Genomic DNA, 16,349 nt, shown 5'->3' with positions numbered 1-16,349 from the left:
GGAGTGTAGTGCCGGGCGGGCGCCGCGTATTGACGCGGTGCGGACCGCCGGCCGACGGATGCCGTAGGCTCGGCGGCGGTCCTTCCGCGAGTGCCGTCCATGCGTCCGATCCTTCCGTTCCTCCTGCTCGCCACCGCCACCGCCTCCGCCACCGTCCTCGCCGCTGATCCCGTGCCCGGCGGCGGCATCGACGCGGAGCGGTTCGCGCGCCACATGCGCGCCTTCACCTCGGACGCCTTCGCCGGTCGCGCGCCCGCCACCGAGGGCGAGGAGAGGACGGTCGCCTATCTGGCGGAGGCCTTCCGCGAGGCCGGGCTCGAGCCCGCGGGCGAGGACGGCGGATGGACCCAGCGCGTGCAGCTCGCGCGCAGCGAGATCGACGGGCCGGTCTCGCTGCGGCTGACGGTCGGCGGCGAGACGCACGTGCTGACGCGCGGCGAGGAGATCGCGATCGAGACCCTGCATCCCGCGCCGCGCGTCGAACTGGCCGACGTGCCGCTGGTCTTCGTCGGCTACGGCGTGCACGCGCCCGAGCTGGGCTGGGACGACTACGCCGGCCTGGATCTCGCGGGGAGGATCGCCGTGGTGCTCATCAACGACCCGGACTTCGAGACGCCGGAGCCCGGCCTGTTCGGCGGCAGGGCCATCACCTACTACGGGCGGTGGAGCTACAAGTACGAGGAGGCCGCGCGTCGTGGCGCGACCGGCGTGCTGATCGTCCACGAGACCGCGCCGGCCGCCTACGGCTGGGAAACGGTGCGCAACGGCCGGGCGGGACCGCAGTACGACATCGTGCGGCCCGACGCCGACCGGGCCCACCTGCGCATCCGCGGCTGGATCCAGCGCGACCTCGCGGTGGCGCTGTTCCGCGACGCGGGGCTCGACTTCGAGGCCCTCAAGGCGCGCGCGCAGCGGCAGGGCTTCCGGCCGGTGCCGATCGAGGGGGCGACGCTGTCGGCGGCCTTCGACGTGAAGCACGACCGCATCGTCAGCCGCAACGTGCTGGGCGTGCTGCCGGGCGCATCGCGTCCGCAGGAGACGGTGATCGTTTCCGGGCACTGGGACCACTTCGGCGTCGGCGAGCCCGATGCGGAGGGCAACCGCATCTACCGCGGTGCGGTGGACAACGCTACGGCGCTGGCCTCGATGATCGAGCTGGCGCGCGTGTTCGCCGCCGGGGAGCGGCCGGCGCGCTCCCTGCTGTTCTTCGCCCCGACCGCGGAGGAGAGCGGCCTGCTCGGCGCGCGGCACTACGTCGCGAACCCGCTGCGGCCGCTGGAGACCACTGCCGCCGTCGTCAACATCGAGATGTGGAGCCCGGACGGCCCGACCCGCGACATCTCCACCTGGGGCATCGGCCGCGTCTCGCTGGAACGGGACATCGCCCGCGCCGCCGCGCTCGACGGCCGCGTGTGGTCGCAGGACCCCAATCTCGAAGCCGGGTTCTTCTACCGCGCCGACCACTTCGCCTTCGCCCAGGCGGGCGTGCCCGCCATCACCGTCGGCCCCGGCTCGGACATGCTCGACGGCGGCGTCGAGGCCGGCCGTGCCGCCCGCGCCGACTACTTCGCCAGGCGCTACCACCAGCCCGCCGACGTCTTCGACGACAGCTGGGACCTGCGCGGCCCCGTCGCCGACGTCACCACCGTCTACCGCCTCGTCCGCGACATCGCCGAGTCCGGGCGCTGGCCCGAATGGGACCCCGACGCCGAGTTCCGCGCCGAGCGCGAGAAGAGCGCCGCGGCGCGGCGGTGATCAGTCGAACCGGAACGCCGAGAGCGTCGTCTCCATCACGCGATCGCTGAAGACGCGCCGGCCGGGGCCGCCGGTGCCTGCGGCGACCATCAGCGGAAGCAGGTGCTCCTCGCCGCCGGGCGGGTGGCAGAGGCGGGCCGACGGAGCGTCGGTCCAGGCGGCGAGGCGCGCGGCGCGTTCCGCGGGCGCGGCTTCGACGGTCTCCGCGAGCCAGGCGTCGAAGGCGTCCGAGATCGGGCCGAAGCGCGGGTCGCCGTAGCCGCGCATGTTGTGGAAGCTCATGCCGCTGCCGACGATCAGCACGCCGTCGTCGCGCAGCGGCGCCAGCGCTTCGCCTGCGGCGAGGTGCGCGGCGGGATCGAGGTCGCGGCGCAGGGACAGCGGCGCCACCGGTACGTCGGCGTCCGGCAGCATGACCTTCAGCGGCACGAAGACGCCGTGGTCGAAGCCGCGTGCGGGGTCGGCGGCCGCGGGCAGTCCGGCGCCGGCCAGCAGGGCGTGCGCGCGCTGCGCCAGCGCGGGGGCGCCGGGCGCGTCGTAGCGCAGCGCGTACGTGTGCGGCGGGAAACCGCGATAGTCGTAGATGAGGGCCGGCGCGGCGCCGCTGCCGACGGTGAAGGCCGGTGCCTGCCAGTGCGCGGACACCAGCAGCACCGCCCGAGGCCGGGTCGGCAGGGTCGCTGCGATCCCGCGCAGGAAGGCGGCGGTGCGCGTCCATGCGTCGGGCGGGTTCCAGTCCATGAAGAAGCAGGGCCCCGCGCCGTGCGGCACGAAGAAGGCGGGCAGGCGGTGCGGCTGCATCGGGAGGCTCCGGCGGCGGTCGTTGCGGTCCACATGCGCTCGCCGCGCCGCCGGCGCAAGCGCGGTGCCGATGGGACGCTGCTTCCCGTCGGGCTCAGTCCTCCGCCGGCGGGCGGGTCAGGTGCTCGAGGCCGTACTGCTGGACCTCGTAGACGATCTGGCGGGCGCGTTCGAAGCCGACCTCGGCGACGTCGGCCTCGGTCTCGCCATGCACGTCGTGCAGGCGGTTGGAGGGGGCGCAGCGGACGCCCTCGGGGTTGAGCACGTCCACGCGCAGCTCCCAGCCGTCGGCATCGGCGTCGCGGCGGGCGCGGATGGCGATGGCGTAGCCCTCGTAGGTCTCGTGGCGGGTGAAGCTGTCGGCCATCGGGCCTCCTTCCGGCGTGCATCGGGCGGGGCGGCGCAGTGTGCCGGGAGGCACCGCATCGTGCACGCGAAGAACGTCCTGGCATGACCCGCGACCGATGCCGGGGCGTCGCCGCCTCTGGTCTAATCGTCGCTCGGCGCGCCCTTCGCGCCTCGGGAGTCGCATGAGCAATTCGCAGTGGGCCTCGCGGCTCGGTTTCATCCTCGCGTCCGCGGGCTCGGCCGTCGGCCTCGGCGCCATCTGGAAGTTCCCCTATGTGGCGGGCCAGAACGGCGGCGGCGCCTTCCTGCTGCTGACCATCGCGCTGATCTTCACCCTCGGCCTGTGCCTGCTGCTGGTGGAGATGGCGATCGGCCGCGCCTCGCAGCACGGCGGCCTGCGCGCCTACGCGGTACTGGGGCGGCCGGCCTGGTCGGCCCTCGGCTGGTGGGGCGTGGTGGGCGGCTTCGTGCTGTTCTCGTTCTACAGCGTGGTCGGCGGCTGGACGCTCGGCTACCTGGCGCAGGCGCTGGACGGGAGCATCGTCACCGCGGACCGCGAGCGTCTGGGCGCGGCCTTCGGCGCCTTCTCGGCCGATCCCCGGTGGAGCGTGGGCTGGCTCGCGGCCTTCATCGGGCTGACCACGCTGGTGGTGCTGGGCGGCGTGCAGAAGGGCATCGAGGCGGTCAGCAAGCTGCTCATGCCCCTGCTGTTCCTGCTGATGCTGGTGCTCATCGTCCGCGGGCTCACCCTGCCGGGTGCGTCCGCGGGACTGCGCGTGTTCCTCGTGCCGGACTTCGGGGCGCTCACGCCGGCCGTGGTGGTCGAGGCCATCGGCCTGGCGCTGTTCTCGCTGTCCACCGGCATCGGCACCATGCTGCTGTACGGCTCCTACGTCGGGCCCGGGGTGCAGCTGCCGCGTGCCGCGGCGTGGGTGGTGGCGCTGGCGACGCTGGCGTCCATCCTCGGCGGCCTGATGGTGCTGCCCCCCGTCTTCGCCCTCGGCATGAGCCCGGCCGAGGGGCCGGGCCTGTCCTTCATCGTGATGCCCGCGGTGTTCGCCTACCTGCCGGCCGGGCAGGTCTTCGCGGTGCTGTTCTTCCTGCTGCTGAGCGTCGCGGCGCTGACCTCGGCCATCTCCATGCTGGAGCTGGTGGCCGCCTCCCTCGGCGACCGCTTCGGCTGGCGGCGCCGGCCGGTCAGCGCGCTCACCGCCCTGCTGGTGTTCGCCGCGGGCGTGCCGGCCGCGCTGTCGTTCGGACCCTGGTCCGGCGCGACGCTGGGCGGCCGCACCGTGTTCGAGGTGATGGACTACTTCGTGTCCAACATCGCCCTGCCGCTGGGCGCGGCCGGCATCGCCGTGTTCGCCTGCTGGCTCGCCTGGCCGCGCGTGCGCCTCCAGCTGGGCGCCGCGGAAGGCCAGCCCGACCCGCTCCACGTCCGCGCCGTGCGCGTCGTGGCGGGCGTGGTCGCGCCGGCGGTGATACTGGGGTTGTGGGGGGTGAAGCTTTTTGGGTGAAGCGGGAATGGGGAATCGGGAATGGGGACCTGGCGGGTTCGGGTCCTTGAGACGCTGACGCTTCGACTGGTGCGCTTCAGGGCGAGTCGAGCGGGTCCGGCGCACTCATGACCATCAGGTCCCGATTCCCACTTCCCGCTTCCCGCTCCATCGACCCTCAGCTCCCCCGCCTCAGATCATCCAGCAGCGCCTTCAGGAAGCGGGCGGCTTCGCCGCCGGTGGCGGCGCGGTGATCGAAGGTCAGGGAGATCGGCATGATGCGGTGCGTCTCCAGGCCGCCCATCACCGGCACCACCTCGTGGAACAGGCGGCCGGCGCCGACGATGGCCACGCACGGCGGCACCACGACGGGGGTGGCGTACTTGCCGGCGAACACGCCGAAGTTGGACAGCATGATGGTGTAGTCGCGCATCTCCTCCGGCGGGATGCTCCGCGCCTTGGCCATGTCGCGGATGCGGCTGATGCCGGCGCGGACCTGCTTGGGTTCGAGCCGCTCGCAGTTGCGCAGCGCGGCCACCAGCAGGCCGTCGGGGGTGTCCACGGCGATGCCGACGTCGACGCGCGAGTGCCGGCGGATCGTGCCCTCCTTCGCGTTGAGCCAGGAGTTGAGCGCCGGCACCGCGTCCGAGGCGACCACGATGGCGCGGATCAGGCGCGCGGTGATGTCCTCGCCCGGCGCCCAGGCGTGGATGTCGGCGTCGTCCATGAGCGTGGTCGGCACCACCTCGGCGTGGGCCTGGCTCATGGTGCGGACCATGTTGCGGCGCACGCCCCGGATCGGCGCGTCCACGTCCTTCTGCTCCGCGTCGCCGCGTGCGGCAGGCGCAGCCGCCGGCGCGGGGGCTGGCGTCGGGGCCGGTGCCGGTGCCGAAGGCGCCCGTCCGTCCGCCTCGGCGCGCGGCGTGGGGCGCGGCGTCGCGCCGAGCGGCGCGCTGCCCTCGGCGGCGGCCTTCTTGACGTCGGCCATCGTCACCACGCCGTCGGCGCCGGTCGGAGCGACGCGCGCGAGGTCCACCTTCAGCTTGCGCGCGAGCGCGCGCACCGCCGGCATGGCCTTGACGCCGCCCGCGCTGCTGGCGCGCTCGGTGTGCACGCGGTCGGAGGATTCCATCGCGCCCACCACGGTACCGGCGTCGTCGCGCGTCTCGCCCGACTCGGCGATCTCGCCGCCCTCGTCGGACGCGACCACGCTCGCGTCGCCGGCATCGGCGTCGGGCGCCCGGGCCGCGGCCGGGGCGCCGGCGCCCTTGGGCGGGGCGTGGCCATGCCCGTGGCCGGTGTCCTGGGCGTCGGCGCGCTGCGGCGCGCTGGCGTCGATCTCGAACTCCGCGAGCACGGCGCCGGTGGCGATCACGTCGCCGGGGCCGCCCGCCAGGGAGACCACGGTGCCGGAGAACGGCGAGGGCACGTCGACCACCGCCTTGGCGGTCTCCATCGAGACCAGCGGCTCGTCCAGGCGGACGGTGTCGCCGACCTTGACGTGCCACTCGACGATCTCGGCGTCCGGCAGGCCCTCGCCGAGGTCGGGCAGGTGGAAGGCGCGGGTGTTGCTCATGGTGTGTCCTCGTACTGCGGCGCGCGGGCGCGGCCGTGGTTGTCGGTCAGCTGGCGGCGAGCGTGCGCTTCGCGGCGGCGACGATGCGGTCGACGCTCGGCAGGTACTTCATCTCGAGCCGGAACAGCGGGATCGGCACGTCGTAGCCGGTCACGCGCTCGACCGGCGCGACCAGGTCGTACATCGAGTGCTCGGCGAGGCGCGCGGCGATCTCCGCGCCGAAGCCGCCGGTGCGCGCGGCCTCGTGCACGATGACGCAGCGGCCGGTGCGCGAGACGGACTCGGCGATGGTGTCGAAGTCCAGCGGCTTGAGCGTGGCCACGTCGATGACCTCGGCGCTGATGCCCTCGGCCTCGAGCGCGTCGGCGGCCTCCAGGCACTCCTTCACCTGCGCGCCCCAGGTCACCAGGGTCACGTCGGCGCCATCGCGCAGCACGAAGCACACGTCCAGCGGCAGTGCCTCGCCGTCGTCGGGCACCTCCTCCTTGTACTGGCGGTAGATGCGCTTGGGCTCCATGTAGATGACCGGGTCCGGGTCGCGGATCGCGGCCAGCAGCAGGCCGTAGGCGCGCTGCGGCGACGAGGGCAGCACCACGCGCAGGCCCGGCACGTTGGTGAACATCGCCTCGTTGGCCTCCGAGTGATGCTCGGGGGCACGGATGCCGCCGCCCCACGGCACGCGCAGCACCATCGGGCAGGTGAGCCGCCCGCGCGTGCGGTTACGGAAGCGCGCGGCGTGGCAGACGATGTGGTCCAGCATGGGATAGACGAAGCCGTCGAACTGCACCTCGGCCACCGGCTTCATGCCCTGGCTGGCGAGGCCGACGGTGAGGCCGGCGATGGTCGTCTCGTCCAGCGGGGTGTCGAGCACGCGGCCTTCGCCGAACTGCTTCTGCAGGCCCGCGGTGGCGCGGAACACGCCGCCGTTGACGCCCACGTCCTCGCCCAGCACCAGCACCGAGTCGTCGGTGCGCATCTCGTAGGCGAGCGCTTGGGTGATGGCCTCGATCAGGGTGATGGCGCTCATCGGCCGGCCTCCCAGTCGAGCGCGGCCTGGCGCTGGCGGGCGAGATCCTCGGGCATGTCTGCGTAGAGATGGTCGAACATGGATTCCAGCGGCTGGGCGCGCGTCGCGAGGTAGGCATCGACCTCGGCGTCGATCTCGGCGGCGCAGGCCGCCTTCCATTCGGTCTCCTGCGCGTCGCTCCATGCGCCCGCGCCGACCAGGTAGGCGCGCAGGCGCTTCATCGGCTCGCGCTCCCAGGCCGCCTTGACCTCGGCGTCGTCGCGGTAGCGGCGCGCATCGTCGGCGGTGGTGTGGTCGGAGAGGCGGTAGGTGACGAACTCGATGACGCTGCCGCCCTGGCCGCTGCGCGCGCGCGCCAGCGCCGCGTCCATGGCGACGCGCACGGCGATGATGTCGTTGCCGTCGACCTGGATCGCTTCCAGGCCGCCGGCCAGACCCTTCTGCGCCAGCGTGGGCGCGCCGGTCTGCGCCCTGCGCGGCACCGAGATCGCCCACTGGTTGTTGATGATGCACTGCACGAACGGCAGCCCGTAGGCGCCGGCGGAGTTGATCGCGGCGTAGGTGTCGGTCTTGGAGCTGCCGCCGTCGCCGACGCAGGCGACCGCCACGCGCGCCTCGCCGCGCAGCTTGAAGGCGAGCGCCGCGCCCGCGGCGTGCAGGCACTGGGTCCCGATCGGCACGCACCACGGATAGTCGTGCGCGGGGCCGGAGAAGTCGTTGCCGCGCTCGTCGCCGCCCCAGTACATCAGCACCTCGCGCGGCTTGACCCCGCGCATGAACTGCGCGCCGTACTCGCGGTAGCTCGGCGCGAGCACGTCGTCGTACTGCATGGCCGAGCCGATGCCGACGTGGGTGGCCTCGTGGCCGAGGCAGGAGGCGTAGGTGCCCAGCTTGCCGGTGCGCTGGAGCGCGACGGCCTTGGTGTCGAAGCTGCGCACGCGCAGCATCTGTCTGTAGAGCTCCACCAGCGCCGCGGTGTCGCGGGCGAACTCCGGAAGATCGTCGCGGACCAGGCGTCCGTCCGCGTCCATGTACTGCAGGTGTTCGATCTCGAACGTGGCGACGGTCGTCACTCGGGCCCTCCTCGAAGGCGGCAAAACCCGGCAATGGTAGGAGCGGAGCCGGGGCGATCGCGAGCTGCAATGCAGCGTGCGATGGGATCGCGCACTGTGCTTGCGCCGGCCTGCGCACGGCGTGAACCGGGTCGCCGCGCGCCGGAAACGAAGACGCCCGGCGGGTGCCGGGCGTCCTCGCGGTGCGATGTCGCGATGCTACGGGTTGAAGCTGCCGCGCAGGGTCACGCGGTTGAAGCTGGTCTCGCCGTGCACCAGCACGTACCAGGTGCCCGGCTGCGGCCGCGGCACCACCACCGTCTCGTTGTTGCCGGGGCGGGTCGAGGCGTGGTCGTGGCGGGCCGGCGTGGGAATCGCCTCGTGCGCGACGTAGAGCGACACGTTGCCCGTGCCCGCGGCGCTGAGGAAGCGCAGGTTCTTCGCCGTGGCGGGCACCTCGATGCGGTACAGCAGGCCGTCGCCGGCGGCGCCGGCGAGGTTGGTCACCAGCACGCCGTCGCGCAGGGCCGGGATCTCCGGCACCGGGACCGCCACCACGGCCACCGAGGCGGTGTCGGCGTCGTTGGCCGGGTTGCCGTCGATGGCGGAGGTGCTGACACCCGCCTGCAGCGAGACCGCGCGGCCCGCGTCCGCCTCGACCGTCGCGACCAGGACCAGCAGGGCCTGTTCGCTGCCCGCGGCCAGGGCGTCCGCTTCGCAGGCGACGCGGCTGCCGCTGCCCTCGGCGACCGGCGCCGCGCAGCTCCAGCCCGCCGGCGCGTCCACCGTGAGTGCGGCGGGGGCGGCGCCGACCTGCAGCGTCACCGCGGCGTCCGCCGCGTCGGGGCCGGCGTTGCCGACGGTCACGGTGAAGCCCGCCAGTTCGCCCGCGACGACCTCCGCGGCATCCGCCGCCACGGCGATGCCGAGGTCGGCCTCCGGCGCGGGCGCGGCGCCCGGCGCGAAGTGCGCGACGATCGGGTCGTGGTCGGACAGGCGCAGGACGTTGGGCTCGTTGCCGCGCGCCACCGCGAAGTCGGCGTTGAAGCGTCCGTGCGACAGGAAGGTCTCCGGGAAGTCGTCGAGGATCGCCTGGTTGGCGACGATGTGGTCGAGGTTCTGCGCGTTGCCGTCGTAGGTGTAGCTGTAGCGCTCCCCCGCCGGCGCGGTGCCCACGAGGTTGGTCAGCGGCACGCTCACCGGGCTGTCCTCGAAGTACCAGACCTCGTCGTTGGCGGCCTCGCGGCCCGTGATGATGCCGAGGGTGTCGACCAGGCCGTCGTTGAACTCGAAGGCGTTGAGGTCGCCCAGCACCACGATGCGCTCGCCGGGGTCGGCGTTCTGGCGGTCCTCGATCAGCTGCGCGAGGTAGCTGGCCTGGGCGGCCCGCTTGGCGCGCACGCGGTCGCCCTCGGCGCCCGGGGTGTTGGCGTTGATGAGCGAGCGCAGGTGGTTGGCGATGACCGTGACCGGTTCGCTGCGGCCGTCGGCGAAGTGCACCGTGGCCTCCAGCAGCAGCGGCGGGCGGTCGTTGAGCACGCCGCCGCCCGGCAGCTGGTCGGCGGCGCCGTACTGGGTCACGCCCTGCACGCTGACCCGGCGCACGCCGGGTGCGACCGGCGTGGTCTTGACCAGGAAGCCGACGTGGATGCTCGCCGACGGTCCCGGGATCAGGTACGCCTCGTACTGCGCGCCCGCCTCGACGCAGGCGGTCACCGCGCCGCCGCCGATGCGTGCGGCCAGGCCCTGCAGCGCGGCGAGGCTGTTCGCCTCGGACACGCCGATGATGTCGGGTGCATGCAGGCCGTCGCAGATCTGCTCGGCGAAGCGGTCGTAGCGCGCGTCGTTCGCCGCCAGCCCCTGCAGGTTGTAGCTGGCGATGGTGAAGGCCTCCGGGGCCGGCTCCGCCGAGAAGCGGGGACCGACGGCGCTGTCGTCGACGACGACCGGCGCGCCCGGGTCGGGCAGCAGGCTGTAGGTCTCGAAGCCGTAGTCGAGCACGCCGACCAGGCCCTCGACCCGCGCCCCGGCGTCCACCACCAGCAGCGGCGCGTCGACCTGCCCGCGGCTGGCGACGCGGATGCGCTCCGGGTTGGTGTCGAACACGGGCGGGTTCAGGTGCTCGGGGTAGAAGTTCTCGAGCTCGAGCTGGGTGACCGGCACGCCGGGCTCGCGGAAGGGCCGGGCCTGGCCGGGCAGCACGCCGAAGAACACGCCGCTGCCGTTGGAGGGCGAGACGACCTCGATGGCCGGCGCGGCCACGCGCATGCCCAGGTAGCGGCCGGCGGCGTCGATCGCGGCCGAGGCCGAGAACTCGGCGCCCAGCACGACCGGCGCCGGCAGCGGGTTGCCGCCGGAGACCACGCTCACCTGCGGGTCGACGAGCTGGGTCAGCGGCAACTGCCAGGGCGCGGCCGACGGCACGTACTCGGAGACGGTGCCGGTCACGCGGACGCGGTTGCCCACCGCGGCGGTCGCCGGCGGAGCGCTGCTGGTGAAGACGAACAGGCCTTCCGAGGTCTGCGGGTCGCCGTCGTCCTCGCCGTCGGCGGTCTGCACGAAGAAGCCGTTGTTGAAGCGGCGCGCCGTGACGATGCCTTCCACCGTCACATGCTGGCCGAGCCGCGGCGAGCTGCGCGTGCCCGGCGGCGGGTTGATCTCGCCGATCGGGGTCAGCACCACGGTGTCGTTGACGATGCTGCCGGTCGCGACCGCGTTGCCGGGCAGGGCGCCCTCGACGTTGTCGAGGCTGACGGTGAAGGTTCTGGTGGTGCCGTCCTCGTCGTTGCCCAGCACCTGCACGTCGAAGCTGTAGCTGAGCGCGCCGGGCGCGATGGTGGCGCCGGTCACGCTGGCGGCGACGTAGTGCACGCCGGCGATGGCGCTGCCGTCGAGGGTCTGGATGTCGAAGGTGACCGGCACCTCGGCCGCCTGCGACAGGGTCACGTCGAACTGCAGCAGGTCGCCCTGGCCGGCGACGATGCTGGCATCGGCGATCGACAGCACAGGCTGGCCCGGGCCGCCGCAGGGGCTGGCGGAGGTGGCGCTGTTGCGCGGCGCGGGCGCGCCGGTCGCGAAGTCCGCGGCGTTGTCGCCGGTGTCGGTGCAGCCGCCGCCGGCGCGGAAGCCCGCGGTGGTGTTGCTGAGCGCCGGCGCCGGGCCGCTGCCCGCGTAGAAGTTGGCGTTGCCGAAGCCGACGAGATCGTCGATCAGGGCGAGCTGCGCCGGCGTGCACGGGGCGCTGCCGCCGTTGCAGGCCAGGCCCTCCGCGCTGTCCACCAGGGCGACCTTGCCCGCGGTGGCGCTCATGTTGATGCCGCCGGTGGCGTCGGGCGCCGGCAGGGCCGCGCCGTTCGCGCCGCTCGCCAGCGCGAGCAGGAAGTACTGCCCCGGCTGGAGCGTGGTCGCCGGCAGCGCCACGGCGTTGTTGCCGAAGGCGCCGGTGCCGGTGGCGCTGGCGTACTGGACGGACTTGCCGCCGAGCGACACCGGGACGGCGCCCGCGTTGAACAGCTCGACGTAGTCGCGGTTGTACGGGGCGCCGCTGTTGCCGCCGCCGCCGTAGACCTGGCTGATGACCACCTCGGCCGCGGCCGGCGTCGCGGCCAAGGCCGCCGCCAGGCCGGCGAGCACCGGCAGTCGCGCAAGAAGTCGCATGGATTCCCACTCCCTGAGGAGGACCGGGGCGGGCCCTTCCGTGGGCGTCCGGTCCTGACGAAGCGCGCACTCTGGCGCGGCGGTGGCCGGAGTCTAGCGGCGCGCCCATTGCCGGAATGTTGCCGACGTCGAGTGCCGATCGACGCAGATCGGCGCAGTTCTTGTCATTGCGTGCCATGGGGCGCGCCGCGGCTCGCCCTCGGCACGCAATGACAAGCTGGCGTGCCGATCCGCCGGGAAATCCGGCCGCGGAGGCGAGGGGTTGTCATTCCGTGCCAATGGCCGGCCCTGGCACGGAATGACATGCCGTTCGTCCGCCGGGCGCGGCGCGGGACGATCCGGTCTACCCTTGCGTTCCCGCCGGCGGGGTGTTCGCCGCGCGGCCGCACGGGATTTCCATGAGCGACGACCGCACCCAGCGCCCCCTCGAGGCGGGCATCACCACCGACCTGCACGACCGCCTGAGCTACGGCGGCTACCTGCGCATCGACACCCTGCTGTCGGCCCAGCAGCCGCTGTCGGACCCGCCGCATCACGACGAGATGCTGTTCATCGTCCAGCACCAGGTGGCCGAGCTGTGGCTCAAGCTGGTCATCCACGAGCTGCAGGCCGCGATGGCCCACCTGGCCCGGGACGAGACCGGCCCGTGCCAGAAGATCTTCGCCCGCATCAAGCAGGTGCAGCGCCAGTTGATCGAGCAGTGGTCGGTGCTGGAGACCCTCACGCCCTCGGACTATCTGCAGTTCCGCGACGTGCTCGGACCGGCCTCCGGCTTCCAGTCGCTGCAGTACCGCCAGATCGAGTTCCTGCTCGGCAACAAGAACGCGCGGATGCTGGAGGTGTTCGAGCACGACCCGCCGGCGCATGCGCGGCTGCGCGCGGCCCTCGAGGCGCCCAGCCTCTACGACCTCTTCCTGCAGCACCTCGCGCGGCAGGGCCACGCGGTTCCCGCCGCGTGCATCGCCCGCGACTTCAGCCAGCCGCATCCGCACACGCCGGCCCTGGTCGAGGTGTTCCGGCGCATCTACGAGGACACCGCCACCTGGTGGTCGGCCTACGACCTGTGCGAGCAGCTGGTCGACCTGGAGGTCAATTTCCAGCACTGGCGCTTCCGGCACCTGAAGACGGTCGAGCGCATCATCGGCTTCCGCCGCGGCACCGGCGGCTCCTCGGGGGTGGGGTTCCTGCGCAGGGCGCTGGACCTGAGCTTCTTCCCCGAGCTGTTCGAGGTGCGGACGGTGCTGGGGGCGCCGCCGCGCTGACGGGCACGGGGCGGCGTGGCTGCTAGGATGCGGCGCTGGCCCCGGCGGGGCCGCATCCGATCGACGAACCTGGGGGAGCCCGCATGACGGAGCCGACGACCGCAGCCGCGGCGCAGAAGAACTGGATGACGCGTTCGCTCGACGTCATCGAACGCGTGGGCAACCGGCTGCCGGACCCGGCCGTGCTGTTCCTGCTGCTGATGGTCGTGGTCTGGGTGGTCTCGGCGCTGCTGTCGAACGTGCAGTTCGACGAGATCAACCCGCGCACGGGCGCGCCGATCGAGGTGGTGAACCTGCTGCACGGCGTCAGCCTGACGGCCTTCCTGGCCACCATGGTCTCGACCTTCGTCAACTTCGCGCCGCTGGGCGTGGTCCTGGTGGCGATGCTCGGCCTCGGCGTCGCCGAGCACACCGGCTTCATCAACGCCGCGCTGCGCGCGGTGCTCGCGGTGACCCCGCGCATGCTGCTGACGCCGGTGCTGATCGCGGTCGGCGTGTTCAGCCACGTCGCGGTGGACGCCGGCTACGTGCTGGTGATCCCGCTGGGCGCGGTGATCTTCTACGCGGCGGGACGGCATCCGCTGGCCGGCGTGGCGGCGGCCTTCGCCGGCGTCTCCGGCGGGTTCTCGGCGACCTTCATCCCGTCCAGCCTGGACCCGCTGCTCGCGGGCCTCACCCAGGAAGCGGCACGGCTGATCGATCCCGACATCGTGATCAGCCCGCTGAACAACTACTACTTCACCACCGCGTCGACGGTGCTGATCGTCCTGCTCGGCTGGTTCCTCACCGACCGCATCATCGAGCCGCGCCTGCGCGGCACCCCGGTGGACGGCGACATGAGCGAGATGCCGGCGATGAACGCCCTGGCGCCGCGCGAGCGGCGCGGCCTCCTGGTGGCGGTGGCCTCGATGGTGCTGCTGGTGGGCGCCCTGGTGCTGACCAGCCTGCCGGAAGGCTCGCCGTGGCGCGCGCCGCCGGATGCCGCCGACGCCGGCGAGCTGCTGGTGGCGAGCGCGCCGCTGATGCAGTCGATCGTGCCGCTGATCTTCATCTTCTTCGTGATCCCCGGCGTGCTCTACGGCTACGTCGCCGGCACCGTGAAGAGCCACCGCGACGTGGTGCAGGGCATGGCCAAGGCCATGAGCGGCATGGGCTACTACATCGTGATGGCCTTCTTCGCCGCGCAGTTCATCTACGCCTTCGGCCAGTCCAACCTCGGTGCGCTGCTGGCGATCAAGGGTGCCAACGGGCTGGAGGCCATGGGCATGCCCATGGCGGTGACCCTGGTCGGCATCGTGCTGCTGTCGGGCTTCGTGAACCTGGTGGTGGGCTCCGCCTCGGCGAAGTGGGCGCTGATCGGCGCGGTCATGGTGCCGATGCTGATGCAGCTCGGCGTCTCGCCCGACCTCACCCAGGCGGCCTACCGCGTGGGCGACTCCAGCACCAACATCGTCACCCCGCTGCTGCCGTACTTCCCGCTGATCGTGGTGTTCTGCCAGCGCTACGTGAAGTCGAGCGGCATCGGCACCCTGATCGCGCTCATGCTGCCGTACTCCATCGCCCTGCTGCTGGTGTGGACCACCTTCCTGCTCGGCTGGTGGGCGCTGGGCCTGCCGCTCGGCGTCGGCGCGAGCCTGGGCTATCCCGTGGGGACATGACCCGGAGGGAGCGGCGGCTTCACAAGCCGTTCTCTTTCCTTAATGCCCCCCCAGCGGCTAAGTTAGCCCGTTAGCGCGCCGCCCGTCGGCGGGCGCCTACCGTTCAGGAGTCGATCGAGTGTCCAGCAACCCGTACGCCGCCGAGGAGCAGAAGACCATCCTCGGGCATCCGCGCGGCCTGTTCGTGCTGTTCTTCGCCGAGATGTGGGAGCGCTTCTCCTACTACGGCATGCGCGCGCTGCTGATCTTCTACCTCGTCCAGCACTGGATGTTCTCGGACTCCGAGGCCTCGGTGATCTACGGCGCCTACACCGCGCTGGTCTACATCGCGCCGGTGGTCGGCGGCTATCTGGCCGACCGCTACCTCGGGCAACGCAAGGCGGTGCTGTTCGGTGCCGTGCTGCTGACCTTCGGTCACTTCCTGATGGCCTTCGAAGGCGACGGCGGGCAGGGCGCTGTCGAACTCAATGTCTTCTGGCTGGCGCTGGCCTTCATCATCGTCGGCTCGGGCTTCCTGAAGGCCAACATCTCGGTGATGGTCGGCCAGCTCTACCCGCGTACCGACATCCGGCGCGACCCGGCGTACACGATCTTCTACATGGGCATCAACCTGGGTGCCGCACTGGGTTCGCTGATCGCCGGCTACCTGGGCCAGACCTACGGCTGGGCCTGGGGCTTCGGCGCGGCGGGCGTCGGCATGCTGCTGGGCCTGGTGGTGTTCGTGCTGGGCAAACCGCTGCTGATGGGGCGGGGTGAGTCGCGCGATCCGGTACGGCTGGCGCAGCCGGTCATGGGCGTGCGCTTCGAGTGGCTGCTGTACGCACTGAGCCTGCTGGCCGTCGGCGTGGTCTGGCTGCTGATCCAGTACCAGCAGCTCGTCGGCTACCTGCTGGGCACCGCGGGCGCGATCCTGGTCGCCTACGTGCTGTATACCTCGGTGTTCAAGCTGCCGCGCGAGGACCGCGACCGCATCATCGCGGCGCTGATCCTGATCATCGGTTCGATCCTGTTCTGGGCGCTGTTCGAGCAGGCGGGCGCCTCCCTGAACCTGTTCACCGACCGCTCGGTCGACCGCCACATCTTCGGCTGGGAGGTCCCGGCCTCGATGTTCCAGTCGCTCAACGCGATCTACATCATCGCGCTCGCTCCGGTGTTCGCGATGCTGTGGCTGTGGCTGGGCAAGCGGGGCTGGGAGCCCTCGACGCCGGTCAAGTTCGCCCTGGCGGTGATCCAGGTCGGCCTCGGCTTCCTGGTGCTCGTCGCCGGTACCGCCAGCGTGGGCAGCGGCAACCTGACGCCGGTGCTGTTCATCTTCCTGATCTACCTGCTGCACACGACGGGCGAGCTGTGCCTGTCGCCGGTCGGCCTGTCGGCCATGAACCGCCTCGCGCCGTCGCACATGGCCAGCCTGATCATGGGCACCTGGTTCTTCGCCTCCGCCACCGGCAACTTCGCGGCGGGCCTGATCTCGGCCGCCACCGGAAGCGAGGGCGGCGGCGTCGAGCGGGTCATGGAGGTGTATTCCAACGTCGGCTGGCTGGCCGTCGGGGTCGGTGTGTTCATGATCCTGGTGGCGCCGCTGATCCGCCGCCTGATGCACCTGGACACGCTGAAGGACGAGGAGCCCTCGCTCGCCGGCCAGAACGAGATCGGCGAGCCGCTCGCCGCGGGCGTCGACATCAAGTCCGAGCGCAAGCCCTGACCGATGCCGGACGGC

General features: G+C 72.3%; 11 protein-coding genes. 5 read left to right on the top strand and 6 right to left on the bottom strand.

The annotated features are described in order from the left end of the window. Nucleotides 1-99: 99 nt before the first annotated feature. Complete coding sequence (locus ACFO3Q_RS01075) at nt 100-1,755, top strand: M28 family metallopeptidase (protein WP_377002718.1); 1,656 nt, start codon at nt 100-102, stop codon at nt 1,753-1,755. On the opposite strand, the gene ACFO3Q_RS01070 is transcribed toward ACFO3Q_RS01075, so the two are convergent. Both ACFO3Q_RS01070 and ACFO3Q_RS01065 read right to left on the bottom strand, forming a co-directional pair. Then, nucleotides 1,756-2,556 carry a DODA-type extradiol aromatic ring-opening family dioxygenase gene (locus tag ACFO3Q_RS01070; RefSeq protein ID WP_377002716.1) on the bottom strand — a complete coding sequence of 267 codons (801 nt, stop codon included), beginning with the start codon at nt 2,554-2,556 and terminating at the stop codon, nt 1,756-1,758. A gap of 94 nt (nt 2,557-2,650) precedes the next feature. Beyond that, nucleotides 2,651-2,923 (bottom strand): hypothetical protein, encoded by a 273-nt coding sequence (locus ACFO3Q_RS01065; protein ID WP_377002714.1) that lies wholly within the window; start codon nt 2,921-2,923, stop codon nt 2,651-2,653. Nucleotides 2,924-3,086: 163 nt separating this feature from the next. Between ACFO3Q_RS01065 and ACFO3Q_RS01060 the strand changes: the two genes are divergently transcribed. Continuing rightward, nucleotides 3,087-4,421, top strand: a complete 1,335-nt coding sequence (locus tag ACFO3Q_RS01060; RefSeq protein ID WP_377002712.1) for a sodium-dependent transporter — start codon at nt 3,087-3,089, stop codon at nt 4,419-4,421. Between the two features lie 157 nt (nt 4,422-4,578). Here ACFO3Q_RS01060 and ACFO3Q_RS01055 read toward each other — a convergent pair whose 3' ends face one another. The 4 genes from ACFO3Q_RS01055 to ACFO3Q_RS01040 all read right to left on the bottom strand — a co-directional run bounded on the left by ACFO3Q_RS01055 (nt 4,579) and on the right by ACFO3Q_RS01040 (nt 11,712). Then, complete coding sequence (locus ACFO3Q_RS01055) at nt 4,579-5,976, bottom strand: dihydrolipoamide acetyltransferase family protein (protein WP_377002711.1); 1,398 nt, start codon at nt 5,974-5,976, stop codon at nt 4,579-4,581. A 46-nt stretch (nt 5,977-6,022) separates the two neighbouring features. Then, a complete protein-coding gene (locus tag ACFO3Q_RS01050; RefSeq protein WP_377002710.1) occupies nt 6,023-7,003 on the bottom strand; it encodes an alpha-ketoacid dehydrogenase subunit beta in 981 nt (326 codons plus the stop codon). Beyond that, nucleotides 7,000-8,076, bottom strand: coding sequence for a pyruvate dehydrogenase (acetyl-transferring) E1 component subunit alpha (pdhA, locus tag ACFO3Q_RS01045; RefSeq protein WP_377002708.1), 1,077 nt, complete (start codon nt 8,074-8,076; stop codon nt 7,000-7,002). The genes ACFO3Q_RS01050 and pdhA overlap by 4 nt, the downstream gene beginning before the upstream one ends. A gap of 198 nt (nt 8,077-8,274) precedes the next feature. Continuing rightward, nucleotides 8,275-11,712, bottom strand: a complete 3,438-nt coding sequence (locus ACFO3Q_RS01040; protein ID WP_377002707.1) for a lamin tail domain-containing protein — start codon at nt 11,710-11,712, stop codon at nt 8,275-8,277. Nucleotides 11,713-12,110: 398 nt separating this feature from the next. Between ACFO3Q_RS01040 and ACFO3Q_RS01035 the strand changes: the two genes are divergently transcribed. The 3 genes from ACFO3Q_RS01035 (at nt 12,111) to ACFO3Q_RS01025 (ending at nt 16,334) form a co-directional block, all read left to right on the top strand. Continuing rightward, a complete protein-coding gene (locus tag ACFO3Q_RS01035) occupies nt 12,111-12,974 on the top strand; it encodes a tryptophan 2,3-dioxygenase (RefSeq protein WP_377002705.1) in 864 nt (287 codons plus the stop codon). An 83-nt stretch (nt 12,975-13,057) separates the two neighbouring features. Continuing rightward, nucleotides 13,058-14,632, top strand: coding sequence for an AbgT family transporter (locus ACFO3Q_RS01030; protein ID WP_377002704.1), 1,575 nt, complete (start codon nt 13,058-13,060; stop codon nt 14,630-14,632). Between the two features lie 118 nt (nt 14,633-14,750). Beyond that, on the top strand, nt 14,751-16,334 hold the full coding sequence (locus ACFO3Q_RS01025) for a peptide MFS transporter (RefSeq protein ID WP_377002702.1): 1,584 nt from the start codon (nt 14,751-14,753) through the stop codon (nt 16,332-16,334). The last annotated feature ends 15 nt before the right edge of the window (nt 16,335-16,349 follow it).

It is taken from the genome of Coralloluteibacterium thermophilum, from assembly GCF_042654365.1.
GTDB classification, from domain to species: Bacteria; Pseudomonadota; Gammaproteobacteria; order Xanthomonadales; family Xanthomonadaceae; genus Coralloluteibacterium; species Coralloluteibacterium thermophilum.
The sequence above is the reverse complement of the archived record's forward strand: the minus strand, read 5'-3'. Positions and strand labels throughout refer to the sequence as shown.